Origin of the sequence: Hoeflea algicola (assembly GCF_026619415.1) — a bacterium.
GTDB lineage: Bacteria > Pseudomonadota > Alphaproteobacteria > Rhizobiales > Rhizobiaceae > Hoeflea > Hoeflea algicola.
Genome location: NZ_JAOVZR010000001.1, coordinates 3,239,311 through 3,260,301 on the forward strand (window position 1 = coordinate 3,239,311; position 20,991 = coordinate 3,260,301).

Sequence of the window (20,991 nt, forward strand, 5' to 3'; positions counted from 1 at the left end):
ACGTATCGGCAAGATGTTCCTTGCCGGCATCCTGGCCGCCGCAGCAACCGTCGCTGTCATCTCTCCGGCTTCTGCCGCTCAGCCCTCTTGCGGGCGCGCGTCTTGGTATGCGTTGACCTCGCTCACCGCGTCGGGTGAGCGCATGAACCCGGCCAAGCTCACGGCCGCTCATCCCAAGCTTCGCTTCGGCACCAAGGTTGAAGTGGTCAATCCGCGCAACGGCAAGTCGGTGGTGGTGCGGATCAATGACCGTGGCCCCTTCGTCAAGGGGCGCATCATCGACGTTTCCAAGGCGGCTGCTGGTGAGCTCGGGATGATCAAGTCGGGCGTTGCCAAGGTCTGCTTCCGCGTCGTTTCCTGAACCTGTCCATCTTGCCAGACCGGTTTGTCACGCTATTGTGCGCTGCGACGAATGCATGGGCGCCCGAATTCGACTATTTGGGCGCTGATACCATGCAGTAAATCAAAGCGTTACAGTGACCCCGCGCGGTCGGAGGCAGGACATGATGGACAGTGCGGCAATTTCGACACGACAAACGTCCATGGCGGCGGCAATTGCCGCCCGGCGCGATGATCTGGTGGCGCTGACCCAGGAACTTATCCGCATTCCAACCCTTAATCCGCCGGGCGAATGCTACCGCGACATCTGCGAATATCTGGCCCAGCGCCTCAAGAAATCCGGCTTTGACATCAAGCTGCTGCGCGCCGAAGGCACGCCCGGCGACAGCGAGCGGCATCCGCGCTGGAATGTCGTCTGCCGCCGTGAAGGCGGTCGTGCCGGCCCTTGCGTGCACTTCAATTCCCATATCGACGTGGTCGAGACCGGTGCCGGCTGGACATACGATCCGTTCGGCGGAACGGTTTCCGATGGCAAGATCTATGGCCGTGGCGCCTGCGACATGAAAGGCGGGCTGGCAGCCTCGATCATCGCCGCGGAAGCCTTCATTGCGCTCTGGCCCGATTATCCCGGCGCCATCGAGATTTCCGGCACCGCGGACGAGGAAACCGGCGGTTATGGCGGCGTCGCCTGGCTTGCCGAGCAGGGTTATTTTTCACCCGAGCGGGTCCAGCATGTGATCATCCCCGAGCCGCTCAACAAGGACCGCATCTGTCTGGGTCATCGCGGCGTGATGTGGGCCGAAATTCGCACCCACGGCCGCATCGCCCACGGGTCGATGCCGTTTCTGGGCGATTGTGCGGTTCGGCACATGGGCGCGGTGATTTCCGAAATGGAAACCTCGCTGTTTCCGGCTCTCGCGCGCAAGCACACGGCAATGCCGGTGGTTCCCGATGGCGCCCGGCAATCGACCATGAACATCAATTCGCTGCATGGCGGCCAGGCCGAGCCGGAGCCGGATTTCACCGGCTTTCCTTCAGCCTGCGTCCCCGATTCCGCGCGGATGGTGATCGACCGGCGCTATCTGATCGAGGAACAGGCCGACGAGGTGCGCGAGGAAATCATCACGCTGCTGGAGCGGGTGAAATCGGAACGGCCGGGGTTCCGCTATGATTTCGAAGAACTCTGGCAGGTTAGCCCGACTATGACCTCGGTCGATGCGCCGGTGGTCAAGGCCGTTGAACGTGGCATCCGCTCGGCGCTTGCCTGCGAGCCGGTGCATGTGGTTTCGCCCGGAACCTATGACCAGAAACATATTGACCGCATAGGTCGCTTGAAAGACTGTATTGCGTATGGGCCCGGCATTCTCGATCTGGCGCATCAGCCGGATGAATATGTGGGGATTGACGACATGGTCGATTCGGCGAAGGTGATGGCCTTCGCACTGGATGATCTTTTGCATGGTCGCGCGTAAAACGCCGCCGTCTCACTGGGAGCGAGGAAAGCCTGATGACAAAGAACCCGATTGCGGCGGCTGCCGTTTCGATCCTGACCTTGGGGCTGGCGCTCGGCGTCACGCCGGCGATGGCTGCCAAGATGGACGCCACCATCGGCATGCAGCTCGAGCCGCCGAACCTCGACCCCACCGGTGGCGCCGCGGCGGCGATCGACGAAGTGCTCTACGCCAACCTGTTCGAAGGCCTCACCCGTTTTGGTCCCGATGGCGAGATCCTGCCGGCGCTGGCCAAGAGCTGGACCATCTCTGATGACGGCCTGGTCTACACCTTCAGCCTGCGCGAAGGCGCCAAGTTCCATGACGGCACCGATTTCAACGCCGATGACGTCAAGTTTTCGCTCGACCGCGCCCGCGCCGAAGATTCGACCAATGCCCAGAAGGCACTGTTTGCCGACATCGCCTCGGTGGATGTGGTCGATCCGGCCACGGTCAAGGTGACGCTGTCAAAGCAGAACGGCTCGTTCCTGTTCAACCTGGCCTGGGGCGACGCGGTGATTGTGGCGCCAGAATCCGCTGACGGCAACGCCGCCAAGCCGGTCGGCACCGGCCCTTTCATGTTTGCTCAATGGGTCAAGGGCGACCGGGTCGAACTCGATCGCAACCCCGATTACTGGGGCGAGGCGGTCAAGCTCGATCATGTGACGTTCAAGTTCATTTCCGACCCGACGGCTGCTTTCGCGGCGATGATGACCGGCGACCTTGATGCTTTCCCGGCCTTTCCTGCACCGGAAAACCTCACCCAGTTCGAGGCCGATCCGCGCTTTTCGGTGATCATCGGTTCGTCCGAGGGCGAAACCATTCTGGCGATGAACAACAAGAAGCCGCCGCTCGACAACATCACGGTGCGCAAGGCGATCGCCCATGCCATCGACCGCAAGGCGATCATCGATGGCGCCCTGTTCGGCTACGGCACGCCGATCGGCACCCATTTCGCCCCGCACAACCCTGCCTATGTCGATCTCACCGCGCAGTCGGCTTACGATCCGGAACAGTCCAAGGCGCTGCTGGCTGAAGCCGGCGTCAAAGATCTGACCCTGTCGCTGAAGCTGCCGCCGCCGAGCTACGCCCGCCGTGGTGGCGAAATCATCGCCGCGCAATTGCGCGAGGTCGGCATCAATGTCGACATCACCAATGTCGAATGGGCGCAATGGCTTTCCGACGTGTTCAAGGCCAAGAATTTCGATCTGACCATCGTCTCCCATACCGAACCGATGGACATCGGCATTTACGCCCGTGATGACTATTACTTCCAGTATGGCGACCCCGCCTTCAAGGCGATCATGGCCGATCTCGACAAGGCCACCGACCCCGACAAGCGCACTGAACTGATGCAGGCGGCGCAGAAGAAGATCGCTGACGACTACGTCAACGCCTATCTGTTCCAGTTGCCCCGTACCGGTGTCGCCAACGCCAAGCTCAAGGGGTTGTGGCCCAATTCGCCGACCCAGGCCAACGACATGACTGGCGTCTTTTGGGAAAAGTGACACCTGAGACCAGCACGGAGGCCGGTCAGATTTCCGGCCCCCGCGCCCTGATGCCCGGGGATCCTGCCCGATGACCGCCTATTTCCTGCGGCGATTCGTGTCGCTGTCGCTCAGCCTGGTTGCGGCAAGCCTGGTCATCTTCCTGGTGATGGAAATGGTGCCCGGCGATCCGGCGACGTTCATGATGGGACTGAACGCCGACCCGGCGGCGGTGGCGGCACTGCGCAGCCAGCTTGGTCTCGATGGTCCGTTGCCGCTGCGCTATCTGAGCTGGGTGGCGGGCTTGCTTCACGGTGATTTCGGCGTCTCCTACACCTACCGGGTTCCGGTTTCCGAGCTGATCTCCGAGCGGGTGATGATCTCGCTGCCGCTGACGCTCTATGCGCTGGTGTTGTCGACATTGATCGCCTTTCCCGCCGGTATCCTTGCCGCCGCCCGCCGCAATTCGGCCACTGACTTTTCGGTCATGGGCGTCAGCCAGCTTGGCGTGGCAATCCCGAACTTCTGGTTTGCGATGATCCTGGTCCTGGTCTTCGCAATCAATCTGCGCTGGTTTTCCGCCGGCGGTTTCCCCGGTTGGGAATCAGGCTTCTTTCCGGCCATCAAGGCGCTGACATTGCCGGCAATCGCGCTGGCGCTGCCGCAGGCATCGATTCTCGCGCGGGTGATGCGCTCGTCGCTGATCGACACGCTGGACGAGGATTTCATGCGCACAGCCCGTGCCAAGGGGCTGAGCCGCAGCCAGGCATTGTGGCGGCACGCGCTGCGCAACGCGCTGATCCCGGTGCTGACCATCATCGGCCTGCAGTTCTCGTTCCTGCTCGCCGGCGGCATCATCATCGAAAACGTGTTCTACCTGCCCGGCCTTGGCCGGCTGGTGTTTCAGGCCATCACCCAGCGCGACCTGATCGTGGTCCGCTCGGTGGTGATCCTTCTGGTCTTTGCTGTCATTGTCGTCACCTTCCTGGTTGATCTTGCCTATGCTGCAGCTGACCCGCGCCTGCGCCGGCGGCGCCCATGAGCGGTACGGTCTCCAACCGCTCGCTGTTGCGCATGGCGCTGGGCCATCCCGCCTTCGTCATCGGCCTTGTGCTGTCGGCGGTGTTCATCGTGGCCGCGCTGATGTCCTTTGTCTGGACCCCGTTCGATCCGACCAAGCTCGATATCGCCAACAAGCTCCAAAATCCGTCGTGGGTTCACTGGTTCGGCACAGATCATTTCGGGCGTGACATGTTCTCGATGATCATGGTCGGCGCCCGCGTGTCGATTGCCGTGGCCTTTGTCGCAGTCGGCATCGGCATGGTGTTGGGGGTGCCGCTGGGGCTCTATGCAGCGTCCCGGCGCGGCAGCCTGATCGACGAAATCATCATGCGCGGCAATGATCTGGTGTTTGCGTTCCCGTCGCTGCTGCTGGCAATCATGATCACTGCGGTGTTCGGCCCCGGCGCCATCAATGCCATCATCGCCATCGGTATTTTCAATGTGCCGGTGTTCGCGAGACTTGCCCGCGGCGCGGCGTTGTCGCTGTGGACCCGGGATTTCATTCTAGCCGCCCGGGTTGCCGGCAAGAACAAGGCGCGGATCTCGGTCGAGCATATCCTGCCCAATATTGCCAATCTGATGATTGTCCAGGGCACCATCCAGTTCTCGCTGGCGGTTCTTGCCGAAGCAGCACTTGCCTATGTCGGGCTTGGTGCGCAGCCGCCGCTGCCAAGCTGGGGCCGAATGCTGGCCGATGCCCAGACGTTGATCTCGCTGGCGCCGCACATGGCGCTGTTTCCAGGCTTTGCGATTATCATCACCGTGCTTGGCCTCAACCTGATGGGCGACGGGCTGCGCGACCTGTTCGATCCCAAGCTCAGGCATGGCCGCTCATGAGTGTGCTCTCGATTTCCGATCTGAAGGTCGATATTCACGGCTCTACCGTGCTGCACGACATCGATCTGACGCTCGATCCCGGCCAGATCCTCGGTGTTGTCGGCGAATCCGGTTCCGGCAAATCAATGACGGCGCTGTCGGTGATGCAGCTTCTTCCGCGCGGCAGCCACTGGTCGGGCGCCATCAACGTCGCCGGCAACGATCTGGCGGCGATGGACGAGCGGGCGCTGTGCCAGATGCGCGGCCGCGATGTCGGCATGATCTTCCAGGAGCCGATGACCGCGCTCAACCCGGTCCGCACCATCGGTGACCAGGTCGCAGAAACCGTGCGGATCCATACCGGCGCCAGCCGCCGCGGGGCCTTGGTGATTGCCCGTGAAATGCTCAACCGCGTCGGCTTGCCCGAAGACCGGTTTCCACTCGACCGGTTTCCGCATGATCTCTCTGGTGGCCAGCGCCAGCGGGTGGTGATCGCCCAGGCGATTGCGCTGAGGCCCAAGCTGCTGATTGCCGACGAGCCGACCACGGCACTGGACGTGACCACCCAGGCCCAGATCCTCGACCTGCTCAAACAACTGGTGCGGGAAGAGGATATGGGCCTGATGCTGATCACCCACGATCTGGCAGTGGTGGCGGGTCTGGCCGATAGCATCGCCATTCTCAGGGAAGGCGCGGTGGTCGAGGCCGGGCCGACCGGCGAGGTCTTCCGTGCCATGCGCCATCCCTACACAAGAGCGCTGTTTTCGGCCTCAGCGCATGTGCCCGATCGTGGCCGCAAGCCGGAGCCCTCCGCCACGCCGGTGCTGTCGGTCAAGCAGGTGGTGCGCGACTATGAACAGCCGCGCCGCAACCTGTTCGTTCGCCAGCCGCCGTTTCGCGCCGTCGATCATGTCGGCTTCGAGATTTCGCATGGCGAAAATGTTGGATTGGTTGGCGAATCGGGCTGTGGAAAATCGACGCTGGCCCGCGCCATCCTGGCGCTGGATCCGCTGCAGGATGGCGAGATCCGCCTCAATGGCCATGCGTTTTCAAGTGCCGGCGAAGGCCCGCATCCCGAACTGCGGGCGCGGATGCAGGTGGTGTTTCAGGATCCCTATGATTCCTTCAACCCGCGTCACCGAGTCCGACGGCTTGTTACGGAGCCGTTCCATCTCGTCAAATCGCCGCCACAAGGCGCCGAGCTGGAGCGCCGGATCGACCGGGCGCTGACCGAGGTGGGTCTCAAATCATCGGACGCTGACAAATATATCCATGAATTTTCCGGCGGCCAGCGCCAGCGTATTGCCATCGCCAGGGCGCTGATCATCGAGCCGGCGTTGATCGTGCTGGACGAGGCCGTCTCTGCGCTTGATGTGTCAATTCGGGCGCAGATCCTCGATCTGCTGGCGGCATTGTCGGATCGGCTTGACCTGTCCTACCTGTTCATCTCGCATGATCTGTCGGTCGTGCGCGCCATTACCGATCGGGTGCTGGTGATGAAGGATGGTCGGATTGTCGAGCAGGGCGAGACCGAAACCGTCTTTCGCAATCCGCAGCATCCCTATACACAAAAACTGGTGGCCTCGACGCCATCGCTGCAGGCCGCGCTGGCGGCGCGCGCAAGCTGAAAACCACGGGCAAGTGAGAATTGAAGAAGGATTTCGCCATGAGCGACAAATTGGACGCCGGCTTTGACACCAGCCAATGCCTGATTGGCGGCCGCTGGATTGGCGCCAGCGGTGGCAAGACCCTGACTGTCGAAGACCCATCGACCGGTCTGGAGATCGGCCGCATCGCCCGTGGCGGCCGTAGCGAGATCGATGCCGCGGTGACCGCCGCCCAGGCAGCGCTTGTCGGCGAATGGGGACGCATGACCGCTGCCGAACACGGCCGGTTGCTCGCCAAGATCGGCCGCGCCGTGGAAGAAAACATCGAGTGGCTGGCCAAGCTCGAGGCCCACGATGTCGGCAAGCCGTTGAGCCAGGCCCGTGCCGACGCCAAGGCACTGGCGCGCTATCTCGAATTCTATGGCGGCGCCGCCGACAAGCTGCACGGCGAAACCATCCCCTATCTCAATGATTACACGGTATTTACCCTGCGCGAGCCGCATGGCGTGACCGGACACATCATTCCCTGGAACTACCCGATGCAGATCCTCGGGCGTTCGGTCGGCGCGGCCTTGACCATGGGCAACGCCGCGGTTTTGAAGCCGGCTGAAGAAGCATCACTGACTGCACTTGCCTTTGCCCGCATCGCCGCTGATTGCGGATTGCCCGATGGCGCGCTCAATGTCGTTCCCGGCCTTGGTGAAGAAGCCGGCGCCGCGCTCTGCGCCCATCCCGGCGTCAACCATATTTCCTTTACCGGTTCGCTCGAGACCGGCCGCAAGATCCAGCAGGCCGCTGCCTATAACGTGATCCCGGTGACGCTGGAACTGGGTGGAAAATCACCACAGATCGTTTTTGCTGACGCCGATCTCGACCGGGCCTTGCCGTTCCTGGTCAATGCCGGCATTCAGAATGCCGGGCAGACCTGCTCGGCCTCCTCGCGTATCCTGGTCGAAGCCTCGATCCACAAGGATGTGGTTCGGCTGATGAGCGAACGCTACAAGGAGCTCACGGTTGGCGCGGCGATCGAGGACAAGTCTGTTGGCCCGCTGATCTCGGAGAAGCAGAAGAACATCGTTCAGGGCTTTCTGGCCGAGGCCGACGAGGACGGCCTGGCGCCGGTGGCCGAGGGCCAGATGCCGAAATCGGCGCCGATGGGCGGCCATTACGTGCGCCCGACGCTGTATGGTGACGTCGATCCGAGCCACGCCCTGGCGCGTGACGAGATCTTCGGCCCGGTTCAGGTGATCATCCCGTTCCGCGACGAGGAAGAGGCTGTTGCTATCGCCAATGGCACCGATTACGGCCTCGTCGCCGGGGTCTGGACCCGCGATGGCGGACGCCAGATGCGGCTGGCCCGGTCAATTCGCTCCGGCCAGGTGTTCGTCAATAATTACGGCGCCGGCGGCGGCGTCGAATTGCCTTTTGGCGGCGTCGGCAAGTCCGGTCACGGTCGCGAGAAGGGTTTCGAGGCGCTGTATGGATTTTCAGTGCTGAAGACCGTCGCCGTCTGGCATGGCCAATAAAACAATTTGGGAGAATTCGATGAGACTTGAAGGCAAGACCGCGCTGGTGACCGGCGGCGCATCCGGGTTCGGCGCGGGCATTACCCGCAAATTCATCAGTGAAGGCGCGCGCGTCGCCATCGCCGATATCAATCCCGACGCGGCTGCTCAACTCGCCTCCGACCTCGGCGACAATGCCTTTGCCGTCACCGTTGACGTATCCCGCAATGACAGCGTTGCGGCGATGGCAAAGACCGTTCTTGATCGTTTCGGCGGCCTCGATATCCTGGTCAACAATGCCGGCATCACCCATCTGCCCGCTGCCATGGAAGACATCACCGAGGATGACTTCGACCGCGTGTTGGCTGTCAATGTAAAGTCGGTATACCTTACCGCACGTCACTTTGTTCCGGCCATGAAACAAAAGGGGGCGGGCGCCATTCTCAACGTCGCCTCCACCGCCGGCGTCAGCCCGCGGCCGCGGCTAAGCTGGTACAACAGCTCCAAGGGCTGGATGATTACCGCCACCAAGTCGATGGCCGTCGAACTCGCGCCCTCGGGCGTCAGGGTCAATGCCATCAACCCGGTGGCCGGCGAGACGCCGTTGCTCAAATCATTCATGGGCGAGGACACCCCCGAGATCCGCGCCAAGTTCCTCTCGACCATTCCGCTGGGCCGGTTTTCGACGCCCGAGGACATGGGCAACGCTGCCTGTTTCCTCTGCTCAGACGAGGCCGCGATGATAACCGGGGTTGCCATGGAGGTTGATGGCGGCCGTTGCGTCTAGCCGACTGCGGGTGAATCGCTTGCTATGCGCCACCTGACAAGCTAGCACGGGCCAACCCTGGAGATCAGACCATGCGCCTAGGCGGACGCCTGCAAGCAGCCATTGAAGTCCTGTCGGAGATCGACACCCGGCACCGACCGGTCCCTGAGGCCCTCAAGGATTGGGGACTGTCGCACCGGTTTGCCGGTTCCGGTGACCGCGGGGCGATCTCCAACCTGGTCCACGACGCGCTTCGCATGAAGCTTTCGCATGGTTTCATCATGGATGGCGACCAGCCTGCTGATCTCGCCATCGCCACCCTGCTGCGGCAATGGGACCTCACCCCGGAAGCGCTCGCCGCAAGTCTTGATGGTGACCGTTTCGCGCCCGAAATTCCGAGTGTGGAGCATCTCGACGCCTGCCTGGCGCGGGATCTTTCGGCGGCGCCTGCGCATGTGCAGGCCGATATTCCTGAATGGCTGGCAGCCTCGTTCGAGAACGCCTTTGGCGAAGACTGGATCGCCGAGGCGCAGGCGCTGACCGCCCGTCCACCGCTCGATCTGAGGGCCAACACCCTGTGCACGAGCCGCGAACAGGTGCTTGAAGCCTTTGCCGATCAGGGCGCGATCCCGACCCGTCTGGCACCTCATGGCGTGCGCATTGAATCCGGCAAAGGACCCGAACGCCAGATCGCTGCCACCAGCGAAGTCAGCTTTGCCCGCGGATGGTTCGAAATTCAGGACGAGGGCTCGCAACTGGCGGCCGCGCTGGTGGGCGCGGAACCCGGCGAAGATATTCTTGATTACTGCGCAGGCGGTGGCGGCAAGTCGTTGGCCTTTGCCGCGGCCATGCAGAACCAGGGGCAGATCAACGCCTATGATGCCGACCGCCGCCGGCTGGCGCCGATTGTCGAGCGCATGCGCCGCGCCGGTGCAGAGATCATCCAGATCCGGGAACGTCCGTCAAACCTGGCCGGGCTCGAGTTGCAGATGGACCGGGTGCTGATTGACGCGCCCTGCACAGGAACCGGCACCTGGCGCCGTCGTCCCGATGCCAAGTGGCGGATTTCCGACAAGAACATCGCTGATCGCATGGCCGATCAGGACAAGGTGCTTGATGCCGCCGCCGTTTATGTGCGTCCCGGCGGAGAACTGGCCTATGTCACCTGCTCGCTGTTACCTGAGGAAAACACCGATCGGGTCAAGGCGTTCTTGCAGCGTCATCCCGAATTTGAAACCATCAGCCTCAAGCAGCGTTGGGGCAGCGTGGCGGCGGATCCCGATGCGCCGGTTCCCTATGCGGACCAGAATCTGGGGCTGTTGCTGTCGCCACGGCGTACCGGCACAGACGGATTTTATTTCGCCGGCTTCAGACGCAAGATCTGACAGCCTTCAGGGGTGGTGAGGTCTGCGCAGCGCACTAGATGATGGATCTTGACCGACAAAAGGTGGAATTATGACCAAATCGCATGCGCTGACGCTGATCCTGTTTGTCGTCCTGACCGTCGCCGCCGGTAGCCTGGTCGGATATTCATCAATTCCGGGCCCTTGGTACCAAGACCTGCAAAAGCCGGCCTTCAATCCGCCGAACTGGATCTTTGGACCCGTCTGGACCGCACTCTACGTACTCATTGGCATCGCCGGTGCGCGGGTCTATATCCGCGAACGCGGCAATTGGCTGCCCAAAATCTGGTTCCTGCAGATGGCGCTGAACCTCGTCTGGTCACCGATTTTCTTTACGTTGCACAGGCCGGATCTGGCGCTGGCGGTACTGGTTGCCATGCTGCTGGCGATCCTGACCTTTATCGCAATGGCCTGGTCCCGCGACCGTCCTTCAGCACTGCTGTTTCTGCCCTATGCGGCTTGGGTAAGCTTCGCCGGCCTGCTCAACGGCGCAATCTGGTGGCTAAACCCGCTCTAAGCTGGTCATCATCGAAAATTCGCTTGCCGTTTGACCGCCTGCTTGGCACCTTCGCACCTGCGAAAGGAATTGCCGCATGAATGAGAGGCCAGACGAGAATTTCCGCCAACGCGTGACCGACAGCTTTGCCCGTCAGAACGCCATGCGCACCATCGGCGCAGCGCTGACCAGCGTTGAATATGGCGTTGTCGAGATCGAAATGCCGTTTCGCGACGACCTGACCCAGCAACATGGCTTTCTTCATGCTGGCATTCTGTCGGCTGCGCTCGATTCGGCCTGCGGCTACGCGGCACTTTCGGTGATGCCCGAGGAAGCCGCGGTTCTGACCATCGAATTCAAGATCAACCTCATGTCGCCGGGCAGGGGCGAGCGCTTTCTGTTTCGCGGCGAGGTCACCAAGCCGGGCAGCACCATCATTGTCAGCGACGGACGCGCCTATGCCATCGGCGACGGACCGGCCAAGCTGATAGCCTCGATGACCGGCACCATGATGGTGGTGCGTGGACGTGAGGGAATTGCTGGATGAAGGGCGAAATCAAGCAGGTCGGAGACCGCCGCATTCTCTATGTGATGGCGGCCGCGCCCGAATATGGCCCGCATCTCAAGGCCCGTTTTCAACCGCTTTTGACCGGCGTTGGCCCGGTCGAGGCGGCAATGAGAGTGGCTGCACGTCTGGCGGGTCTTGCCGGCGAGCCGGTCGACGGGCTGATCTGCCTGGGCTCCGCCGGTTCCCGCACGCTCGAGCAGACCGCGATCTACCAGGCTTCCTCGGTGAGCTACCGCGACATGGATGCAAGCCCGCTCGGCTTTGAGAAGGGTCGCACCCCGTTTCTGGATCTGCCCGCCACGCTCGCCCTGCCGGTGCTTGCACAGGAGATCCCCACAGCGCGGCTATCGACCGGGGCCAACATCGTGTCCGGCGCAGGCTACGACCTGATTGATGCCGACATGGTTGACATGGAAACTTTTGCGGTGCTGCGGGCGGCAAGCCTGTTTGATATCCCCGTCATCGGCCTGCGCGGCATATCCGATGGAAAGGCAGACCTCACACATGTCGACGACTGGACCGAATATCTGCATGTGATTGACGAAAAACTGGCGCAAGCGGTGGATCGCATAGAGCAGGCGATTGCATCCGGCGCGGCTTTGGCTTAATCGCTCGCCATGAACGATATCCTCCACACCACCCATCCCGATTCCATTCTGATTATCGATTTCGGTAGTCAGGTGACGCAGCTCATTGCCCGCCGGGTGCGCGAAGCCGGCGTGTATTGCGAAATCGTCCCGTTCCAGCTCGCCGATGAAGGCTTTGAGCGGATGCAGCCGAAAGGCGTGATCTTCTCGGGCGGTCCCGATTCTGTCACCCGCGAAGGCTCACCGCGCGCGCCGCAGGCGGTGTTTGATTCAGGCGTTCCGATCCTTGCCATCTGCTACGGTCAGCAGACCTTGTGCACACAGATCGGCGGCAGCGTCGAAGGCGGTCATCACCGCGAATTCGGCCGCGCCGACGTCGAGATACTCAAAGCCTCGCCGCTGTTTGAAGGTTTCTGGGAAGTCGGCAAGAAATACCCGGTCTGGATGAGTCATGGCGACCGCGTCACCCGGCTCCCGGACGGTTTCGAGGTTATCGGCACCTCACCGAACGCGCCGTTTGCCATCTCGGTCAATGAAGACAAGCGTTATTACACCACCATGTTCCATCCCGAAGTGGTGCACACGCCCGATGGCGCAAAGCTGCTATCCAATTTCGTGCACAAAATCGTTGGCCTGAAAGCCGATTGGTCGATGGCTGCCTACCGCGCCGAGATGGTTCAGAAGATCCGAGACCAGGTTGGTTCCGGCAAGGTCATCTGCGCATTGTCCGGCGGCGTGGATTCTTCCGTTGCAGCGCTTTTGATCCATGAAGCCATCGGCGACCAACTGAGCTGCATCCTGGTCGATCACGGCCTGATGCGGATGAATGAGGCTGCCGATGTCGTTGCCATGTTCCACGAACACTACAATCTCAACCTGAAAATGGTGGATGCGTCTGACCGGTTCATTTCGCAGCTTGAGGGCGAAGCCGATCCCGAAACCAAGCGCAAAACCATTGGCCGGCTGTTCATCGAGGTCTTCGAGGAAGAAGCCAGGAAGATCGGCGGCGCCGATTTCCTTGCTCAAGGCACGCTCTATCCCGACGTCATCGAAAGCGTCTCGTTCTCCGGCGGTCCTTCGGTGACGATCAAGTCGCACCACAATGTCGGCGGCCTGCCTGAACGCATGAACATGCAACTGGTTGAACCCTTGCGCGAATTGTTCAAGGACGAGGTCCGGGCACTGGGCCGCGAACTCGGCCTGCCTGACAGCTTTATCGGCCGTCATCCGTTCCCCGGACCGGGCCTGGCAATCCGCTGCCCCGGCGGCATCTCCCGCGAAAAGCTCGACATCCTGCGCCAGGCCGATGCGATCTATCTCGACGAAATCCGCAAGGCCGGCCTGTATGACACCATCTGGCAGGCTTTTGCCGTGCTGCTGCCGGTGCAGACCGTTGGCGTGATGGGCGATGGACGGACTTACGAGTTCGTCTGCGCGCTGCGCGCCGTCACCTCGGTTGATGGCATGACTGCGGATTTCTTCCCCTACGACATGGATTTCCTCGGCAAGACCGCGACCCGGATCATCAACGAGGTCAAGGGCATCAACCGCGTCGTCTACGATGTCACCTCCAAGCCGCCCGGCACCATCGAGTGGGAGTAGGTTTTTAGGCGGCTGAAGGCAGGGAAAAATGAAGATACTGATTACTGGCAATCTTGGTTATCTGGGGCCAGTCGTGGTCCGTCACCTCAGGGAAACCATCAAGGATGCCTATATCGTCGGCTACGACACGGGCTATTTTTCCCACTGCCTGACCACCAGCGATCGGCTGGCGGACACAATGTGCGATCAACAGGTGTTTGGAGATTTGCGCGACATAACTAGGGAATTTGTTTCCCAGTTCGATGGCATTGTCCTGCTGGCGGCGATTTCCAATGACCCGATGGGCGAGAAGTTTGCCGAGGTCACCGATGAAATCAATCACAAGGGCTGCCTCAACGTCATCGAGAAGATTGATGATCTGTCGTCAAAAACCATCGTGTTTGCCTCAAGCTGTAGCATGTATGGCGCAGGTGGCGATGAGCCAAGGAAAGAGACCGACACGCTGAACCCGCTGACGGCCTATGCGCGGTCCAAGGTTGATGTCGAACAGGCACTTGAGAATATGGCGGCCCACAAGCCGGTGATTACCTCGCTGAGGTTTTCGACCGCGTGCGGAATGAGCGATCGGCTGCGTCTTGATCTGGTTCTCAATGATTTCGTAGCCTCTGCCATGCTCAAGGGCGAGATCGAAGTCTTGAGCGACGGTACGCCCTGGCGGCCACTGATTGCGGTCAAGGACATGGCGCGGGCGATAGAATGGGCGTTGCTGAGAAAGGCCGATAATGGCGGCCATTATCTGGCGGTCAACGTCGGATCGGACGAATGGACCTATCAGATTAAGCAGCTCGCAAGGGCTGTGGGCGAGATCATTCCGGACGTGAATGTGAAAATCAACAGCGCCGGTCAGCCCGACAAGCGATCCTACAAGGTTGATTTCACATCCTACAAGAAGCATGCCCCACATCACCAGCCGCAGTGCTCACTGGAGGATACGGTCAAGGAATTGGTCGATGGGATTGCTCAAATCTCCGGTATTCCGCAAAATTTTCGTGATTCGGGATATGTGCGATTGTCGGTGCTGAACGATCTGATCGAGAAAAAGCTTCTGAATTCCAAATTATACTGGAATTGAAAGGTTAGGCATGTCCGTCATCATCTATGGCATCAAGAACTGCGACACCATGAAGAAGGCTCGGGCCTGGCTCGCTGATCATGGTGTCGAGGCCGCGTTTCATGATTACAAGAAGATGGGTGTTGACCGCACCCATCTGGAGCGCTGGTGCAAGGAAGCTGGCTGGGAAACCGTTCTCAACCGCGCCGGAACCACTTTCCGCAAGCTCGATGACGCCGACAAGCAGGATCTCGACACCGACAAGGCGATCGCCCTGATGCTGGCTCAGCCATCAATGATCAAACGGCCGGTGCTTGAGGCTGATAGCCGGATCATCATCGGTTTCAAGCCTGACCTCTATGAGCAGTTCTTCGCTTAAGGAGGGTTGAAATGGCCAAAACCACCCGCGCCACCCAGGCGCTCGCCAAACTCGGCATCGGCTTTACGGTTCACGACTACGCCTATCATGCCGACGCCCACAGCATCGGCTTGCAGGCTGCCGATGCGCTGGGCGAGGACCCGGCCCGGGTGCTCAAGACGCTGATGGCGGAACTCGACGGCAAGCCGGTCTGCGCCGTGTTGCCGTCGGACCGGGAAGTCAGCATGAAAAAACTTGCGGCAGCCCTTGGCGGCAAATCGGCGGCGATGATGAAGCCTGCCGATGCCGAACGCCTTACCGGTTACCATGTCGGCGGCATCAGCCCGTTCGGTCAGAAAAAACACGTGCCGACCGTGATCGAAGCCGCAGCGCTCGATCAACCCTATGTCTTCATCAATGCCGGCCAGCGCGGGCTGCAGCTCCGGCTCGATCCCAAGGATGCGCAGGCAGCATTGCAGGCGACCGCCGCGGCCATCGTTGCCTGAACCGCTGCGGCAAAAACCCGCTTGGGCCTTCATATTCGCGGCCGGGGGTATTAAGTCTCGGTCATCCACTCCATTGCAGACAGGCGCCTCATGACCAATCTCTCCGTTTCCGCCGAACCCGTAGATCCCGTCCAGCTTGATAAACTTGCACAGGTCGCCGTCCACACCGGTCTGCAATTGCAGGTGGGGCAGGATCTGGTGATGACGGCGCCGATCGCCGCCTTGCCGCTGGCGCGGCTGATCACCAAACACGCCTATGCGGCCGGTGCCGGTCTTGTCACCACATTCTATTCCGACGAGGAGGCGACGCTGGCGCGTTACAGCCATGCGCCCGACGCAAGTTTCGACCGGGCGCCGAGCTGGCTCTATGATGGCATGGCCAAGGCCTATGAGAATGGCGCCGCACGGCTTGCCATCGCTGGCGACAACCCGCTGCTACTTGCCAGCCAGGACCCGGCCCGCGTGTCGCGCGCCAACACCGCCAATTCCATCGCCTACAAACCGGCGCTCGAGCATATCTCCAACTTCGACATCAACTGGAACATCTGTGCCTATCCGAGCCCGTCCTGGGCCGCGCAGGTGTTCCCCGACCTGCCGATCGACCAGGCCGTGCGCAAGCTGGCAGAGGCGATCTTTGCCGCTTCGCGGGTCAATCTCGAAGATCCGATCGAAGCCTGGCGCAGCCACAACGCCGTGCTCGCCGAACGCTCGGCCTGGCTCAACGGCCAGCGTTTTTCGGCGCTGCACTACAGCGGTCCCGGCACCGATCTCACCATTGGCCTGGCCGATGATCACGAATGGCATGGCGGCGCTTCCGTCGCCAAGAACGGAGTGACCTGCAACCCCAACATTCCCACCGAGGAAGTTTTCACCACGCCGCATGCGCACCGGGTCGAAGGCACCGTCTCCAGCACCAAGCCGCTGTCCTACCAGGGTACCTTGATTGATGAGATCCAGGTCCGGTTTGAAGCAGGCCGGATTGTCGAGGCCAGCGCCTCCAGGGGCGAAGATGTGTTGCTCAAGGTGCTCGACACCGACGAAGGCTCGCGCCGCATCGGCGAAGTCGCGCTGGTGCCGCATTCCTCGCCGATTTCGGCCAGCGGCGTGCTGTTCTACAACACCCTGTTTGACGAGAATGCCTCCTGCCATATCGCGCTCGGCCAGTGCTATTCCAAGTGCTTTGTCGATGGTGCGTCGCTGACGCCCGAGCAGATTGCCGCCAAGGGTGGCAATTCCAGCCTGATCCACATCGACTGGATGATCGGCTCCGACCAGATCGACATCGACGGCATTCGCGCCGATGGCGAGAAGGTGCCGGTGATGCGCAAGGGCGAATGGGCCTGATCAAGACACCCAGGCATCCGAAGGAAACTGCGTCCTGTGCTTTGTTGCGGGATCGCAGGTTTATGCATCGGCCATTTCAGTCCGGATACGAAACGATCTAGAACAAGGACCCTTGGTCGGTCTTGGTTTTGACTGGCTTTGCCCTTGCCGGCTTTGCGGCTTTGGCGGCCGGCCGGTCGGTTCCGCTGACCAGTGCCGAAATCTCGCCATCGGCAAACTCGATGGCAATCGCCGCGCCTGCTTTTACCTGCGCCGCACGTGACAGCAATTGCCGGTCCTGATCGCGGATCACCGCAAAGCCGCGCCCGAGCACGCTCTGGTAGGACAGCGACTGCAGCATCCGCGTCTGCGCCGCCAGCCCGCGGCGATGCTGGCTGAGCATCTGCGTGAGTGCTGCATCAATGCGACGGGTGAGTTCGGTCAGCCGTTCGCGACCGTGTACCTGCGCTTCGCCGATCCGTCGCGGTACCGCTGAGAGCACCAGCGCGTGCCGGTCCAGCCGGGTGCGCAGCACCTCCAGGCGTCGGTCCATCGCCCGGTCGCCGCGGCCGCTCTTCTCGCCCACCAGTTGCCGCTTTTCGCGCAATGCCGAAACCAGCGCAAAGGGCGTCACCCGTGCGGCTTGCCGTTCAAATCCCTGCCGGCGATTGGCGGTGTTGAGTTCGAGCGCACGGCCCAGCGCCTGGCCCGAGCGGTCCAGCCTTTGCCGGGGCAGCGCCAGCACGCTGTCGAGCGTCGGCAATGCCCGCGCCAGCCCGCGCAGTGCCTCGCGACGCCGGTCGAGCATCCGCGATTGCGCGGATTTGAGCCTTGCTGCGAGTGCGGCCAGTTGTGCCTCGAGATCGGCTTTCACCGGAACCGCCATCTCTGCTGCCCCGGTTGGTGTCGGTGCGCGGCGGTCGCTGGCGTGGTCGATCAGGGTCCAGTCGGTTTCGTGTCCGACCGCCGATATCAGCGGGATCCCCGATGCGGCTGCCGCGCGCACCACCGCCTCGTCGTTGAAGCCCCACAGATCTTCGAGGCTGCCGCCACCACGGGCGACGATGATCAGGTCCGGCCGCTTGATTGGTCCATTCGGGTCGAGTGCATTGAAACCGTTGATTGCCCGCGCCACCTCGTCGCCCGAGGTGTCGCCCTGCACCCGCACCGGCCAGACAATGACGTGTACTGGAAAACGGTCCTCGATCCGGTGCAGGATATCGCGGATCACCGCCCCGGTGGGCGAGGTGACAACGCCGATCACCCTCGGCATGAACGGTAGCAGCTGCTTGCGTGCGTCCTCGAACAGACCCTCGGCGGCAAGCTTGCGCCGCCGCTCCTCGATCAGCGCCATCAGCGCGCCGGCGCCGGCCGGTTCGATCGAGTCGATCACGATCTGGTATTTGGACGAGCCGGCATAGGTGGTGATCTTGCCGGTGGCGATCACCTCCAGCCCCTCTTCGGGGCGGTGCTTGAGCTTGGAAAACGTGCCCTTCCAGATCACCGCCTCGATGCGGGCGCGATCATCCTTCAGTGAAAAATAGGCGTGACCGGAGGAATGCGGGCCGCGATACCCGGAAATCTCGCCGCGCACACGCACATGGCCGAACGCGTCTTCGACGGTGCGGCGGATCGACCCCGACAGTTCACTGACCGTAAATTCGGCGGCATTTGTGGGCGAATCATCAAGAAGCGAAGCCATGGCCAATTCGGCACGTCCACGCGCCCGGCGTCAAGCTGGGTGGCAGGTTCTGCTGAAAGAAGATCGCGCAGGTGGCGCTGATTCGCACCGCTGGTCCATCTGCACTGCACCCTGATTGTGGCTACCCATAAATATACCGGGACTTAACCGCGCTCTGATATGGGGTGTTAAAGGGGTATGATCGAGGCCGAAGTGAGCAAGGACGGACACTATCTCACACGCGTGGGGGGCACCGAGCGCCGCGCCCATCACCGGCGTGCGACCAACGTGCCGGGCAAGGTGTATTACCTGCGCCGCGGTGTGCGGGGCTACACGTCGCAGCCGTGCAAAATGCTCGATCTGTCCGAAAGCGGCTGCCTGGTCTCCGTCGGGTTGAGCGATCAGGTGCCGGAACACCTTTACCTGGTGCTTGACGGGTTGCCCGCGAAAATTTCCTGCGCCGTTATTGCCCGGTCGGAATCCAGATTGCACATCAAGTTCAGTGCCGAGATGACAACCGAAGTCGTCGACCGGATTGCCCGCGCCAAATTCTCCCCAAGAAAAACCACCAGCGATTCCTGAGTTTGTCATCGTGCTTGTCAGCACCGTTGCACCGGCGATAAATCCCGGTGCAGGATGCGCCGGAAATCGCGAGGTGGATCAACATGAAGCATGCAGTTGTGATCGGCGGCGGCCATAACGGGCTGGTATGTGCGTGGTATCTGGCTGAAGCTGGCCACAAGGTAACCGTTCTGGAAAAACGTGAAATTGTCGGTGGCGCGGCGATCACCGAGGAGTTTCATCCCGGTTTTCGCAATTCGGTGGCTTCCTACACCGTCTCGCTGCTCAATCCCAAGGTGATCAACGATCTCGAGCTCGGCCGTCACGGGCTTGAGATTGTCGAGCGGCGCATGAACAATTTCTTTCCGCTGGATGATGGCAGCGCACTCGAAGCCGGGCCCGGCCTGACCAAGGCGTCCGTTGCGCAGTTTTCACCCCGCGACGCCGAGGCGCTTGATGGCTTTGATGCGATGCTCGCCGCTGCCGCCAATGTGTTGCGGGATCTGTTGCTGCGCACGCCACCCAATGTCACCAAGGGCAACTGGATTTCAGCGGTTCCCGAACTTCTCAAGGCTGCATCGCTGGGCCGCCAGTTTGCCGAGTTATCGCTGGAAGCACGCCGCGATGTGCTGGATCTCTTTACCTGTTCCGCTTCCGAAATCCTTGACCGCTGGTTCGAGAGCGATCCGGTCAAGGCGCTGTTCGGTTTTGATGGCATCGTCGGCAACTGGACCAGCCCGGAAGCGCCCGGCACCGCCTATGTGCTGCTGCACCATCATTTTGGCGAGGTTAACGGCAAGCGCGGCATCTGGGGCCACGCCATCGGGGGCATGGGCGCCATCACTCAGGCGATGCAGAAGGCTTGCGAGGAAAAGGGCGTGACCATCCGCACCAGCGCACCGGTTGCCCGCATAGATACCCGCGACGGCCGCGTCAGCGCGGTTGTCACCGAGGATGGCACGCGTATCGAAGCAGATCTTGTGGCCTCCAACATTCACCCGCAATTGCTGGTCGGCACGCTGCTTGCGGATGCGCCGCTGCCTGGCGATTTTCGCCGCCGCATCGGTTACTGGCAAAGTGGCTCGGGCACGTTCCGGATGAATCTGGCGCTCGACAGACTGCCCGAGTTCACGGCGCGACCTGAACCCGGCGACCACCTGACTTCGGGCATCGTCATCGCCCCTTCGCTCGACTACATGGACCGTGCCTATCGCGATTCGCGCGATCATGGCTGGTCGCGCCAGCCAATTATCGAGATGCTGATTCCCTCGACACTGGACCCGATGCTGGCGCCCGAGGGCAAGCATGTCGCCAGCCTGTTTTGCCAGCATGTGGCACCGAAACTGCCTGACGATTTTCCCGGCGGCTCTTCCTGGGATGATCACCGCGAGGCCGTCGCTGATCTGATGATCGCCACAATCGACCGCCATGCCCCCGGCTTTGCCCAAAGCGTGCTCGGCCGACAGGTGCTCTCACCGCTGGATCTGGAGCGCAAGCTGTCGCTTGTTGGCGGCGATATCTTCCATGGCGAGCTCAGCCTCAACCAGCTGTTTTCGGCGCGGCCGGTGCTCGGCCACGGCGCCTACCGTGCGCCGCTACCGGGGCTTTACATGTGCGGCTCGTCAACCCATCCGGGTGGCGGGGTCACCGGCATTCCCGGGCACAATGCGGCGCGGGAAATACTCAACGACATCCGCGCCCGCCGGGTGTAATCGTCGCTGCAAGATGGGCGCGTTCGCAATCGCGCCGGCTAATTTCCCCCTTTGGCCTGCATGTTCAAGGT

At 61.6% G+C, this 20,991-nt stretch carries 20 protein-coding genes; 19 read left to right on the forward strand and 1 reads right to left on the reverse strand.

Annotation, left to right across the window (positions count from 1 at the left end; all coding sequences use genetic code 11):
- Positions 1 to 13 precede the first annotated feature (13 nt).
- The 17 genes from OEG84_RS15865 (at position 14) to OEG84_RS15945 (ending at position 16,987) form a co-directional block, all read left to right on the forward strand.
- On the forward strand, positions 14 to 361 hold the full coding sequence (locus OEG84_RS15865) for a septal ring lytic transglycosylase RlpA family protein (RefSeq protein WP_267656214.1): 348 nt from the start codon (positions 14 to 16) through the stop codon (positions 359 to 361).
- A gap of 181 nt (positions 362 to 542) precedes the next feature.
- The gene (locus tag OEG84_RS15870) at positions 543 to 1,811 is read left to right on the forward strand and encodes an acetylornithine deacetylase/succinyl-diaminopimelate desuccinylase family protein (RefSeq protein ID WP_267654648.1); all 1,269 of its coding nucleotides are present in this window, start codon (positions 543 to 545) and stop codon (positions 1,809 to 1,811) included.
- A 35-nt stretch (positions 1,812 to 1,846) separates the two neighbouring features.
- A complete protein-coding gene (locus tag OEG84_RS15875; RefSeq protein WP_267654649.1) occupies positions 1,847 to 3,337 on the forward strand; it encodes an ABC transporter substrate-binding protein in 1,491 nt (496 codons plus the stop codon).
- A 70-nt stretch (positions 3,338 to 3,407) separates the two neighbouring features.
- The gene (locus OEG84_RS15880) at positions 3,408 to 4,358 is read left to right on the forward strand and encodes an ABC transporter permease (RefSeq protein WP_267654650.1); all 951 of its coding nucleotides are present in this window, start codon (positions 3,408 to 3,410) and stop codon (positions 4,356 to 4,358) included.
- Positions 4,355 to 5,215 carry an ABC transporter permease gene (locus tag OEG84_RS15885; RefSeq protein WP_267654651.1) on the forward strand — a complete coding sequence of 287 codons (861 nt, stop codon included), beginning with the start codon at positions 4,355 to 4,357 and terminating at the stop codon, positions 5,213 to 5,215. Before OEG84_RS15880 ends, OEG84_RS15885 begins: the two co-directional genes overlap by 4 nt.
- Positions 5,212 to 6,822 (forward strand): ABC transporter ATP-binding protein, encoded by a 1,611-nt coding sequence (locus tag OEG84_RS15890; protein ID WP_267654652.1) that lies wholly within the window; start codon positions 5,212 to 5,214, stop codon positions 6,820 to 6,822. The genes OEG84_RS15885 and OEG84_RS15890 overlap by 4 nt, the downstream gene beginning before the upstream one ends.
- A gap of 38 nt (positions 6,823 to 6,860) precedes the next feature.
- Complete coding sequence (locus OEG84_RS15895) at positions 6,861 to 8,327, forward strand: aldehyde dehydrogenase family protein (RefSeq protein ID WP_267654653.1); 1,467 nt, start codon at positions 6,861 to 6,863, stop codon at positions 8,325 to 8,327.
- Between the two features lie 19 nt (positions 8,328 to 8,346).
- A complete protein-coding gene (locus tag OEG84_RS15900) occupies positions 8,347 to 9,093 on the forward strand; it encodes an SDR family oxidoreductase (RefSeq protein WP_267654654.1) in 747 nt (248 codons plus the stop codon).
- Positions 9,094 to 9,164: 71 nt separating this feature from the next.
- Positions 9,165 to 10,457 (forward strand): RsmB/NOP family class I SAM-dependent RNA methyltransferase, encoded by a 1,293-nt coding sequence (locus tag OEG84_RS15905; RefSeq protein ID WP_267654655.1) that lies wholly within the window; start codon positions 9,165 to 9,167, stop codon positions 10,455 to 10,457.
- Positions 10,458 to 10,527: 70 nt separating this feature from the next.
- Positions 10,528 to 10,992, forward strand: a complete 465-nt coding sequence (locus OEG84_RS15910; protein WP_267654656.1) for a TspO/MBR family protein — start codon at positions 10,528 to 10,530, stop codon at positions 10,990 to 10,992.
- A gap of 76 nt (positions 10,993 to 11,068) precedes the next feature.
- On the forward strand, positions 11,069 to 11,518 hold the full coding sequence (locus OEG84_RS15915; protein WP_267654657.1) for a PaaI family thioesterase: 450 nt from the start codon (positions 11,069 to 11,071) through the stop codon (positions 11,516 to 11,518).
- Entirely contained in the window at positions 11,515 to 12,147 is a 633-nt protein-coding gene (locus OEG84_RS15920) for a 5'-methylthioadenosine/S-adenosylhomocysteine nucleosidase (protein ID WP_267654658.1), read from the forward strand. The genes OEG84_RS15915 and OEG84_RS15920 overlap by 4 nt, the downstream gene beginning before the upstream one ends.
- An 18-nt stretch (positions 12,148 to 12,165) precedes the next feature.
- The gene (gene guaA / locus OEG84_RS15925; protein WP_473413765.1) at positions 12,166 to 13,728 is read left to right on the forward strand and encodes a glutamine-hydrolyzing GMP synthase; all 1,563 of its coding nucleotides are present in this window, start codon (positions 12,166 to 12,168) and stop codon (positions 13,726 to 13,728) included.
- Between the two features lie 28 nt (positions 13,729 to 13,756).
- The gene (locus OEG84_RS15930; RefSeq protein ID WP_267654660.1) at positions 13,757 to 14,800 is read left to right on the forward strand and encodes an NAD-dependent epimerase/dehydratase family protein; all 1,044 of its coding nucleotides are present in this window, start codon (positions 13,757 to 13,759) and stop codon (positions 14,798 to 14,800) included.
- A 10-nt stretch (positions 14,801 to 14,810) separates the two neighbouring features.
- Complete coding sequence (locus OEG84_RS15935) at positions 14,811 to 15,158, forward strand: ArsC family reductase (protein WP_267654661.1); 348 nt, start codon at positions 14,811 to 14,813, stop codon at positions 15,156 to 15,158.
- A gap of 11 nt (positions 15,159 to 15,169) precedes the next feature.
- A complete protein-coding gene (gene ybaK, locus OEG84_RS15940) occupies positions 15,170 to 15,643 on the forward strand; it encodes a Cys-tRNA(Pro) deacylase (protein ID WP_267654662.1) in 474 nt (157 codons plus the stop codon).
- A 90-nt stretch (positions 15,644 to 15,733) separates the two neighbouring features.
- Positions 15,734 to 16,987 carry an aminopeptidase gene (locus tag OEG84_RS15945; RefSeq protein WP_267654663.1) on the forward strand — a complete coding sequence of 418 codons (1,254 nt, stop codon included), beginning with the start codon at positions 15,734 to 15,736 and terminating at the stop codon, positions 16,985 to 16,987.
- Between the two features lie 97 nt (positions 16,988 to 17,084).
- On the opposite strand, the gene xseA is transcribed toward OEG84_RS15945, so the two are convergent.
- On the reverse strand, positions 17,085 to 18,668 hold the full coding sequence (gene xseA / locus OEG84_RS15950) for an exodeoxyribonuclease VII large subunit (protein WP_267654664.1): 1,584 nt from the start codon (positions 18,666 to 18,668) through the stop codon (positions 17,085 to 17,087).
- A gap of 177 nt (positions 18,669 to 18,845) precedes the next feature.
- Here xseA and OEG84_RS15955 point away from each other — a divergent pair, with 177 nt between their 5' ends.
- Together OEG84_RS15955 and OEG84_RS15960 are read left to right on the forward strand one after the other, a co-directional pair.
- Positions 18,846 to 19,229, forward strand: a complete 384-nt coding sequence (locus OEG84_RS15955) for a PilZ domain-containing protein (protein ID WP_267654665.1) — start codon at positions 18,846 to 18,848, stop codon at positions 19,227 to 19,229.
- A gap of 83 nt (positions 19,230 to 19,312) precedes the next feature.
- On the forward strand, positions 19,313 to 20,920 hold the full coding sequence (locus OEG84_RS15960; RefSeq protein WP_267654666.1) for a phytoene desaturase family protein: 1,608 nt from the start codon (positions 19,313 to 19,315) through the stop codon (positions 20,918 to 20,920).
- Positions 20,921 to 20,991 lie beyond the last annotated feature (71 nt).

Excerpts from the sequence above, each read along its gene's own strand:
- OEG84_RS15960 (WP_267654666.1), top strand. The coding sequence starts at position 19,313 with ATGAAGCATGCAGTTGTGATCGGCGGCGGCCATAACGGGCTGGTATGT.
- OEG84_RS15885 (WP_267654651.1), top strand. The coding sequence starts at position 4,355 with ATGAGCGGTACGGTCTCCAACCGCTCGCTGTTGCGCATGGCGCTGGGC.
- OEG84_RS15865 (WP_267656214.1), top strand. The coding sequence starts at position 14 with ATGTTCCTTGCCGGCATCCTGGCCGCCGCAGCAACCGTCGCTGTCATC.
- OEG84_RS15900 (WP_267654654.1), top strand. The coding sequence starts at position 8,347 with ATGAGACTTGAAGGCAAGACCGCGCTGGTGACCGGCGGCGCATCCGGG.
- ybaK (WP_267654662.1), top strand. The coding sequence starts at position 15,170 with ATGGCCAAAACCACCCGCGCCACCCAGGCGCTCGCCAAACTCGGCATC.
- OEG84_RS15935 (WP_267654661.1), top strand. The coding sequence starts at position 14,811 with ATGTCCGTCATCATCTATGGCATCAAGAACTGCGACACCATGAAGAAG.
- OEG84_RS15920 (WP_267654658.1), top strand. The coding sequence starts at position 11,515 with ATGAAGGGCGAAATCAAGCAGGTCGGAGACCGCCGCATTCTCTATGTG.
- OEG84_RS15945 (WP_267654663.1), top strand. The coding sequence starts at position 15,734 with ATGACCAATCTCTCCGTTTCCGCCGAACCCGTAGATCCCGTCCAGCTT.
- OEG84_RS15895 (WP_267654653.1), top strand. The coding sequence starts at position 6,861 with ATGAGCGACAAATTGGACGCCGGCTTTGACACCAGCCAATGCCTGATT.
- OEG84_RS15915 (WP_267654657.1), top strand. The coding sequence starts at position 11,069 with ATGAATGAGAGGCCAGACGAGAATTTCCGCCAACGCGTGACCGACAGC.
- xseA (WP_267654664.1), bottom strand. The coding sequence starts at position 18,668 with ATGGCTTCGCTTCTTGATGATTCGCCCACAAATGCCGCCGAATTTACG.
- OEG84_RS15875 (WP_267654649.1), top strand. The coding sequence starts at position 1,847 with ATGACAAAGAACCCGATTGCGGCGGCTGCCGTTTCGATCCTGACCTTG.
- OEG84_RS15910 (WP_267654656.1), top strand. The coding sequence starts at position 10,528 with ATGACCAAATCGCATGCGCTGACGCTGATCCTGTTTGTCGTCCTGACC.
- OEG84_RS15905 (WP_267654655.1), top strand. The coding sequence starts at position 9,165 with ATGCGCCTAGGCGGACGCCTGCAAGCAGCCATTGAAGTCCTGTCGGAG.
- OEG84_RS15955 (WP_267654665.1), top strand. The coding sequence starts at position 18,846 with ATGATCGAGGCCGAAGTGAGCAAGGACGGACACTATCTCACACGCGTG.
- OEG84_RS15930 (WP_267654660.1), top strand. The coding sequence starts at position 13,757 with ATGAAGATACTGATTACTGGCAATCTTGGTTATCTGGGGCCAGTCGTG.
- OEG84_RS15890 (WP_267654652.1), top strand. The coding sequence starts at position 5,212 with ATGAGTGTGCTCTCGATTTCCGATCTGAAGGTCGATATTCACGGCTCT.
- OEG84_RS15880 (WP_267654650.1), top strand. The coding sequence starts at position 3,408 with ATGACCGCCTATTTCCTGCGGCGATTCGTGTCGCTGTCGCTCAGCCTG.
- OEG84_RS15870 (WP_267654648.1), top strand. The coding sequence starts at position 543 with ATGGCGGCGGCAATTGCCGCCCGGCGCGATGATCTGGTGGCGCTGACC.